Origin of the sequence: Nonomuraea sp. NPDC050404 (genome assembly GCF_040655495.1) — a bacterium.
GTDB lineage: Bacteria > Actinomycetota > Actinomycetes > Streptosporangiales > Streptosporangiaceae > Nonomuraea.
Genome location: NZ_JBFAKB010000031.1, coordinates 138,755 through 146,487, shown reverse-complemented (window position 1 = coordinate 146,487; position 7,733 = coordinate 138,755). Strand labels below are relative to the sequence as shown.

Annotated in this window: 8 protein-coding genes and 2 pseudogenes; 5 read left to right on the top strand and 5 right to left on the bottom strand. The window is 69.8% G+C overall.

Features of this window, described 5'->3' with window-relative positions:
- Positions 1-103 precede the first annotated feature (103 nt).
- The 3 genes from AB0I81_RS52420 to AB0I81_RS52410 all read right to left on the bottom strand — a co-directional run bounded on the left by AB0I81_RS52420 (position 104) and on the right by AB0I81_RS52410 (position 2,145).
- Positions 104-940 (bottom strand): SAM-dependent methyltransferase, encoded by an 837-nt coding sequence (locus AB0I81_RS52420; protein ID WP_360675374.1) that lies wholly within the window; start codon positions 938-940, stop codon positions 104-106.
- Between the two features lie 129 nt (positions 941-1,069).
- Entirely contained in the window at positions 1,070-1,300 is a 231-nt protein-coding gene (locus AB0I81_RS52415; RefSeq protein ID WP_360675371.1) for a DUF397 domain-containing protein, read from the bottom strand.
- Positions 1,297-2,145 (bottom strand): helix-turn-helix transcriptional regulator, encoded by an 849-nt coding sequence (locus AB0I81_RS52410; protein ID WP_360675368.1) that lies wholly within the window; start codon positions 2,143-2,145, stop codon positions 1,297-1,299. Before AB0I81_RS52410 ends, AB0I81_RS52415 begins: the two co-directional genes overlap by 4 nt.
- 211 nt (positions 2,146-2,356) lie before the next feature.
- Between AB0I81_RS52410 and AB0I81_RS52405 the strand changes: the two genes are divergently transcribed.
- Together AB0I81_RS52405 and AB0I81_RS52400 are read left to right on the top strand one after the other, a co-directional pair.
- Positions 2,357-2,758 carry an ATP-binding protein gene (locus tag AB0I81_RS52405; protein WP_360675365.1) on the top strand — a complete coding sequence of 134 codons (402 nt, stop codon included), beginning with the start codon at positions 2,357-2,359 and terminating at the stop codon, positions 2,756-2,758.
- Between the two features lie 197 nt (positions 2,759-2,955).
- Complete coding sequence (locus AB0I81_RS52400) at positions 2,956-4,734, top strand: ABC transporter ATP-binding protein (protein ID WP_360675362.1); 1,779 nt, start codon at positions 2,956-2,958, stop codon at positions 4,732-4,734.
- 117 nt (positions 4,735-4,851) lie between these two features.
- Here the strand turns inward: AB0I81_RS52400 and AB0I81_RS52395 are convergent, their stop codons facing one another.
- A complete protein-coding gene (locus AB0I81_RS52395) occupies positions 4,852-5,151 on the bottom strand; it encodes a substrate-binding domain-containing protein (RefSeq protein WP_360675359.1) in 300 nt (99 codons plus the stop codon).
- On the opposite strand from AB0I81_RS52395, the pseudogene AB0I81_RS52390 reads away from it, so the two are divergent.
- Both AB0I81_RS52390 and AB0I81_RS52385 read left to right on the top strand, forming a co-directional pair.
- Positions 5,066-5,263, top strand: a pseudogene (locus AB0I81_RS52390) (beta-galactosidase); the annotation flags it as partial. The gene AB0I81_RS52395 and the pseudogene AB0I81_RS52390 overlap by 86 nt on opposite strands.
- Positions 5,264-5,324: 61 nt before the next feature.
- Positions 5,325-5,756, top strand: a pseudogene (locus AB0I81_RS52385) (beta-galactosidase trimerization domain-containing protein); the annotation flags it as partial.
- Positions 5,757-5,774: 18 nt separating this feature from the next.
- Here the strand turns inward: AB0I81_RS52385 and AB0I81_RS52380 are convergent.
- Positions 5,775-6,572, bottom strand: a complete 798-nt coding sequence (locus tag AB0I81_RS52380) for a TetR family transcriptional regulator (RefSeq protein WP_360675356.1) — start codon at positions 6,570-6,572, stop codon at positions 5,775-5,777.
- Between the two features lie 112 nt (positions 6,573-6,684).
- On the opposite strand from AB0I81_RS52380, the gene AB0I81_RS52375 reads away from it, so the two are divergent.
- Positions 6,685-7,665 carry an aldo/keto reductase gene (locus AB0I81_RS52375; protein WP_360675353.1) on the top strand — a complete coding sequence of 327 codons (981 nt, stop codon included), beginning with the start codon at positions 6,685-6,687 and terminating at the stop codon, positions 7,663-7,665.
- Positions 7,666-7,733 lie beyond the last annotated feature (68 nt).

The window sequence follows — 7,733 nt, the reverse complement described above, 5'->3', positions numbered from 1 at the left end:
ACCCACCGACCTCCAACTCCACCTCCTGGATCTTCTTGACATCGATCCACGAGACCTCCGCTGAAGATCACTCACATGCGGAAAACGGGGCTAGCGGTTGCCGTCACGGCTTGCGTGCCACCCCGCAGTAGAGGCCGACCTCCGAGGCCCGCACCTCTTCCGACTCCGCGTCCGGCCGCCACCGGTGGACCAGGGTCACACCGGGCTCGATCGGCTCCATGCCGTCGAAAAGCTCCTCCACCTGCGGCTTGGTACGCGCCAGCACGGGAATGCCGTGCGTCTTGAGCACCGACTGCGCCTGGTTCCCCGTGGCCGGGGTGTGGTCGTTGGTGCTCACCGACAGGGCCAGGAAGCTGCCGGGGGCCAGCGCCGACATGTAGCGCCGGAGCAGGTCGATCGTCTCCTCCTGGGTGGGGATCAGGTGCAGCGTGGACAGGATGAACAACGCGACCGGCCGCTTCAGGTCCAGGGTCGTGGTCAGGTCGGGCTTGGCCAGGACCGCCTCGGTCTCGCGCATGTCCGCGTGGATGTAGGCCACCTGCCCCTGGGGGGAACTGGTCAGCCGGGCGTGGGCGTGCGCCAGCACGATGGGGTCGTCGTCGAGGTAGACGACCCGCGCGGCCGGGTTGACCTGCTGCGCGATCTCGTGCAGGTTCGGCGACGTGGGGATGCCGGTGCCGATGTCGAGGAACTGGTCCACGCCGTGCTCTGCCGCCAGGTACCGGGTGACCCGGTGCAGGAACATACGGTTCTGCCGCACCGACGTCCGCGCGGAGGGCACGGCCTTGAGCAGTTGCTCGGCGGCCTCCCTGTCGGGCGGGTAGTTGTCCTTGCCTCCGAGGAAATAGTCGTACACGCGCGCCGAGTGCGCCTTGCTGGTGTCAATGTGCGGCGGCTCGTAGTCGAGCCCGCGCTTCGTCCAATCCGCATCCCCGGCCATGTCGCAACTTCCTCCTTCAGAAACGGCCCGCAAAGGGACACCGGAGACGCCGGGCCTGTACGCCCCCGGTGGGTACCGCATGGCGGGGCGGCCCGCCGCCGAGGCGGCGGGCGGCCACGGCCGGGTGGATCAGGATGCCCGCACGACCGTCTTGTGCGGAGCCCAGCCGTGCGCGAAAACGTCGAGTTCGGTCTCGGTGAACAGCAGGGCCGGGCCGTCGGGCTCCTCCGACTGGCGCAGCGCGAACCGGCCGTCGGCCAGTGACTTGATCTCCACGCAGGAGCCGCCGTTGTGACCACTCCACGGCTTGTGCCAGCCATCGGCGCCCAGATGCCGGGCGGCGTTGGGTATGTGCTTCATGCCCCGATCTCCTTGCGGATGTCACCGAGGAACGCCTCGGTGCGTTGAGGTGGGAGCGCCTGCGCGCTCATCCGGTCCAGAGCCTCTTGGAAGGCCGTCACGTCGGGGTACTGGTCCAGGTAGACCGCGCCGAGCGCGTTCTCGAGGTAGACGATGTCCGGCAATTCAGGAAATGGGAAGCGGAAGAGGTGGAAGGGCCCGTACATGCCGTCGTGGATGCACAGGGCGAACGGGATCACCTGCAGCTTGACGTTGGGCAGCGTCGTCGTGGCCTCGATGAGGTGGTCGATCTGCCCGCGCATCACCTCGGGCGGCACCATCGGCCGGCGCAGCACGGTCTCGTCGATCACCACCCAGAGGTCGGGAGCGCCCGGGCGGGTCAGCAGCCGCTGGCGCTCCTTGCGCAGGGAGACCCGGCGCTCGATCTCCTCGTGGTCGTCGAGCCCGGCGCGCAACACGGCGCGCGCGTAGTCCTCGGTCTGGAGCAGGCCGGGGATGTAGTGCGGCTCGTACGCCCTGATGAGGGAGGCCTCCTCCTCAAGGCTGACGAACGCCCGGAACCACTCCGGCAGCGCGTCGCGGTAGCGGTGCCACCAGCCCGGCTGGTTGGCCTCCTTGGTCAGCGTGAGAAAGGCCTGGGCCTCCTCGCCCTGGACGCCGTACTCCTGCAGCAGGATCTTGATGTAGGGCAGCTTCCACTTGACCTGGCCCAGCTCGATGCGGCGGATGGCCAGCACGCTGAGCCCCAGGCTCGTGGCGGCGTCCTCCAGCGACTTGCCCGCCGCCTCACGCAGGTCGCGCAGCCGCCTGCCGAGCACCAGCAACCGGACGGTCGCGGCGTTCACCGACTGTCCCTGAGTCACAGGCCGCGCCTCACCTCTGTGTACTGCTCCGAACGCGGCCGTGCACATGACGGCGCGATCCAAGCGGGGGCGTAGATTCCATTATGAAATTATCATAGTGAACCTTGTGTGGAGAAGATCTCATAGCGCATAGTGGTGCACATACCCGCAGCGGATGAGACAAGGGAACGGCGGTGACTGACCCGTGCCACCGATGGACACCGGTGTCCTGCACGAGGCCTTCGTACTGGCCATGCACGGCACCTCTGTCGCCAAGGCACGGCACAGGACGGTGGAGTGGCTGCTGCGGCACTCCGTCTCACAGGACGCCGCGGACACCGTCGAGCTGATCACCAGCGAACTCGTCACCAACGCGCTCGTGCACAGCGTCAGCGACGTCATCTCGTGCGGCCTGCAACTCGACGACGGCCGGCTGCGTATCGAGGTGACCGATCAGGGCGCGTACGAAGTGGAGCCCACGATCCGGCAGCCCTGCCTGGAGGACGTGTCCGGGCGCGGGCTGCTGCTGGTGGAGATGCTCTCCGAGGAGTGGGGCGTCATCCCCGTCCTCCCGTGCGGGCGGACCGTCTGGGCCGTCGTGCGCACGCACCCATAGGGGCCCTTTCCACGGCACCCGAGGGACCTTTTCCACGGCACCTGAGGGATCTTTTTTCGCGGCGCCTGAGGGATCTTTTCACCGCGCCTGACGAGCCGCCCCCGAGCGGCTGAGCCGGGGGGCGTGTGGTTGCATGATCCCGCCGCTTTCGGCGCATTCCGCGGCCGATCGCAGTGGTGAGAAAGGACCCGCCAGCCGTGAAGTCCCCGTTCCACGTCTCCGTCCTGATCGACGGCGCCCATCCGGCCCGATCCGTCGGCCGGCTGCTCGCGCGCCGTCCCGGTCGCATGTTACTCGCGCTGCTCGCCTTCGCGTTGAAGGAGATCCCGCTCTGGTTCCTGCCGGTCATCACCGCGGCGATCATCGACGTCGTCGCCGACGGCGGAACCGTGACCTCCGTGTTGTGGTGGTTCGCGCTCGCGGGCGTCCTGCTGCTGCAGAACTATCCCAACCACATCGTCTACACCCGCAACTTCATGACGGTCGTCCGCGACCTCGGCGCCGACCTGCGCAACGCCTTGGCCGCGCGGCTGCAGAGCCTGTCGATCGGCTACCACACGCGGGTGAGCTCGTCGATCGTGCAGAACAAGATGGTACGCGACGTCGAGAACGTCGAGCTCATGCTCCAGCAGGTGACCCACCCGCTGCTGTCGGCGACCATGGTCCTCATCGGCGCGATCTCCATGACCGCGATCGCCGTGCCGCAGTTCCTGCCCGTGTACGCGCTGACGGTCCCGATCGCCCTCGTACTGCGCACCGTGCTCGGCCGGCGTTCGCGCCGCCGCAACGAGGCCCTGCGCCGCGAGATGGAGGGGCTGGCCGCCCGGGTCGGCGAGATGGCGTCGCTGATCCCCGTCACGCGCGCGCACGGCCTGGAGGAGACCGCGGTCACCCGCGTCGCCAACGGCGCCGACGGCGTGCGCAGGGCCGGCCTGAACCTGGACATGCTCAACGGGCACGTCGCCTCCCTGTCCTGGGTGACGATGCAGCTCCTGGGGGTCGGCTGCCTGGTCCTGGCCGCGGTGTTCTCCCTCACCGGCTTCCTGCCGATCACCGCGGGCGAGGTGGTGCTGCTGTCGAGCTACTTCGCGCTGCTCACCCAGGGACTCACCCAGTTGCTCCTGCTCATCCCGGTCGCCGCGCGCGGCGTGGAGTCGATCCGGTCGATCGCCGAGGTCATCCAGGAGCCGGACCTGGAGCAGAACGAGGGCAAGCGGGTCGTCGGCGCCGTGGACGGCGCGATCCGGCTCGAACGCGCCTCCCACCGCTACCCGGGAGCGGACGAGGACGCCCTGCACGGCATCGACCTCGACATCCCCTCGGGGACGACGGTCGCGTTCGTCGGCTCGTCGGGCTCGGGCAAGTCGACACTGCTCAACCTGGTGCTCGGCTTCGTCCGCCCGACCGGTGGCCGCATCCTGCTCGACGGCGCCGACATTCAGGAGCTCGACCTGCGTACGGTGCGCCGCTTCGTCTCGGTCGTACCGCAGGAGTCGGTGTTGTTCGAGGGGACCATCCGCGAGAACATCGCCTACGGGCTGCCGGAGGTCTCCGACGAGCGGATCGCCCAGGCGCTGCGCGACGCCAACGCGTGGGCGTTCGTCCAGGACCAGCCGCAGGGCTGGGACACGGTGGTGGGGGAGCGTGGCGCGCGGCTGTCCGGCGGGCAGCGGCAGCGGCTCGCGATCGCGCGGGCGCTCGTCCGCGATCCGCGCATCCTGCTGCTGGACGAGGCGACCTCCGCGCTGGACTCGGAGTCCGAGGAACTCGTCAAGGACGCGCTGGCCCGGCTCATGCGGGGGCGTACGACCCTCGTCGTCGCGCACCGGCTGTCCACGGTGCGCCAGGCCGACCGGATCGTCGTGCTCGACCGCGGCCGCGTCGTCGAACAGGGCACGCACGCCGAACTCCTGACGGCCGACGGCCGCTACGCCCACCTCCACCTCACCCAGGCCGGCGTCGCCTCCTCCAACTGAGGCCAGGTGGGTCCGGGTGGATCCGCGGACCACTTAGGAGGATCCGCAGGCCACTCAGGCGGATCCGCGGATCGCTCAGGTGGATTCGCGGACCACCTCGGCGGATTCGCGGACCACTCAGGTGGATTCGCGGGCCACGAGCCGGGGGCGGACGGTCCTGCGCGGCAGCCGGGAGCCGGACGCCTCCCCGCGCTCCAGCTTGAGAGCGATCTCCACGGTCGCCGCGGCTACCGCGTCCATGTCCACCGCGACCGTGGTGAGCCGGGGCGAGACATAGGTGCCCGCCTCCAGCCCGTCGATGCCGATCACTGCCGCGCTGCAGTACGACCTGATGCGGTCCCTGCGTGGCGGCGACCCGTGGATGGTGATGGAGCAGGCGGCCGGCGCGGTCAGCCAGTGGCCGCTCAACCTGGTCAAGCGGCCGGGACGGATGCGGCTGGGGTCCTACCAGGCGGTGGCGCGCGGCGCTGACGCGATCATGTTCTTCCAGTGGCGGCAGGCGCGCCACGGTCAGGAGAAGTTCCACTCGGCGATGTTGCCGCACGGCGGCACGGGCACCCGCTCCTGGCAGGAGGTACTCGCCCTCGGCGGTGACCGTCCGCCCGGTCGCCGGCCAGAGCCTCATCGGGGCGGCGACGGCCACCCGCTGGCAGGACGACCTGGTCGCCGAGGGGGGCGAGGTCGTGGCCGAGTACGCCGACGGCTACCTCGCAGGTCAGCCGGCCGTCCTGGACAACTCCCTCGGCGCGGGGCGTGCCGTCTACCTCGGTACCCGCCTTGACCAGGACAGCTTCGAGACTCTCGTGCGCGGCGTGCTCGATCGCGCGGGCGTGCGGCCCGTCCATGCGGCGCCCGCCGGCGTGGAGGTCGCCGAACGCCGCACCGGTGACCGGGCGTTCCTGTTCCTCCTCAACCACGGCGACGGCGAGGCGGCCCTGCGCCTCGACCGGCGGGGGACGGACCTCCTGACCGGCCGCGTACTCGACGCCGGCGACGAACTCATCCTCGAACCCGCCGGGGTCGCGGTCGTGGAAAGCGGTCTACGCGGTGGTTCCCGGCCGCTGGGTCGGCGGGAAGAGAACGCTGACGGCGCGTACGACGGCGGCGCGGCGGGCGGCGAGGGTGGGGTCGGCGGCGGCCTGCGGGGCCAGGGAGGTGATCTCTGACTGGTCGGCCCAGGTGTTGGCGATCTGGGAGATCAGGGCCATGATGTCGACGGGGTCCCAGCTCGGGTCGAGGTCGCCGGCCTGCTGGGCGCGGCGGATCTTCTCGATCTTGCCGAGGATGGCCCGGCGATAAGGGCTGAGCCCACGACCACCACTCCGGCCCTCGACCGACTGGCCCCCGGCTTCGACCGACTGGCCCCCGGCCTTAGCTGACTGGCCCCTGGCAGGCCCGGCACCCGCAGACTCCGCTATCGCAGAGGGCTCGGCTGGATCGGTGTCGGCCGGTCGTGTGTCGGTCGGTGCGAGGAAGGGCTGTTCGGCGCCCAATGGGTCCGTACCGGCTGGTTTGGTGTCGGGGGGCAGTTCGAGGCGTCCCCAGGCGATGAAGCGGTGGCGGTCGGGGTGGGCGGTGAAGTGGTCGAACATCTGCCCGGCATAGGTGGGCAGGTCACGGGGATCCAGGTGGATGGCCTCGGCGGCGACCACCAGTTCCCGTGCCGCGACGAACGCGTACAACTCCTCCTTGCTGCGGAAGTAGGCGTAGACGCGTTCCTTGCTGCTGCGGGCGGCCTTGGCGATGCGATCCACCCGGGCGCCGGCGATCCCGTACCGGGCGAACTCGGCGCGGGCGGCGGCGACGATCCGGTCGCGGGTGGAGTCGGTGCTGGCCATGCCATTCACCTTAGTGATCCGGAGCATCCGGTTTGACCCGGCGAGCGCGCGGAGTATGGTGTGGAACGTCAATACCAAACGGTTTGGTTTTGCCCCTGAGAGGGGATCCTCCATGCAGCAGCGCACTCTGGGCAGCCGGGGCCTGGCCGTCTCGGCGATCGGCTACGGATCGATGGGCCTGACGATGGCCTACGGTCCCGGGGACGAGCAGGCGGGCGTCGCCGCCATCCGGCGCGCCTACGACCTGGGCGTCACCTTCTTCGACACCGCAGAGTTGTACGGCTGGGGCACCGGCTCCAACGAGATCCTGGTCGGCAAGGCGCTCAAGGACGTCCGCGACGAGGTCGTCCTGGCCACCAAGTTCGGTTTCGACATGAGCACCGGACGGCCCGCCGGGCTGAACAGCCGCCCCGACAACATCCGCAAGGTCGCCGACAACAGCCTGCGCTACCTCGGTGTCGACCAGCTCGACGTGTTCTACCAGCACCGCGTGGACCCCGATGTGCCGATCGAGGACGTGGCGGGCACCGTCAAGGAACTGGTCGAGGCGGGCAAGGTCAAGCATTTCGGGCTGAGCGAGGCCGGTCCCCAGACCATCCGCCGCGCGCATGCCGTCCAGCCGGTCTCCGTCCTGCAGACCGAGTACTCCCTGTTCGAGCGGGAGGTTGAGCAGTTGTTCCCGCTCCTGCGGGAGCTGGGCATCGGCTTCGTCGCCTACTCCCCGCTGGGCCGCGGTTTCATCACCGGCACCGCCAAGCCCGCCGGCCAGTACGACTCCACCGATCTGCGCAACAGCGACCCGCGCTGGCAGCCGGGCAACTACGAGAAGAACTTGGAGGCCGTCCAGCGGCTCACGGAGCTGGCCGCGACCAAGGACGCGACCGTCGCTCAGCTCGCGCTCGCGTGGGTGCTGGCCCAGGGCGACGACATCGTGCCCATTCCCGGCACCCGCAGCCCGCAACGCATGGAGGAGAACGCCGCCGCCGCCGGCCTCACCCTCACCGAGGCCGACCTGAACGCCATCGCCGAGATCCTGCCGACGGGCGGCTACGGCGCCCGCTACGTCGAGGAAGTCCTCCCCACCTGGATCTGACCCACCGCGCGGTCGCCGCACCCGCGGCGCCGTCAGAAACGACCCGCACCGACCGCCCCACCATCTCC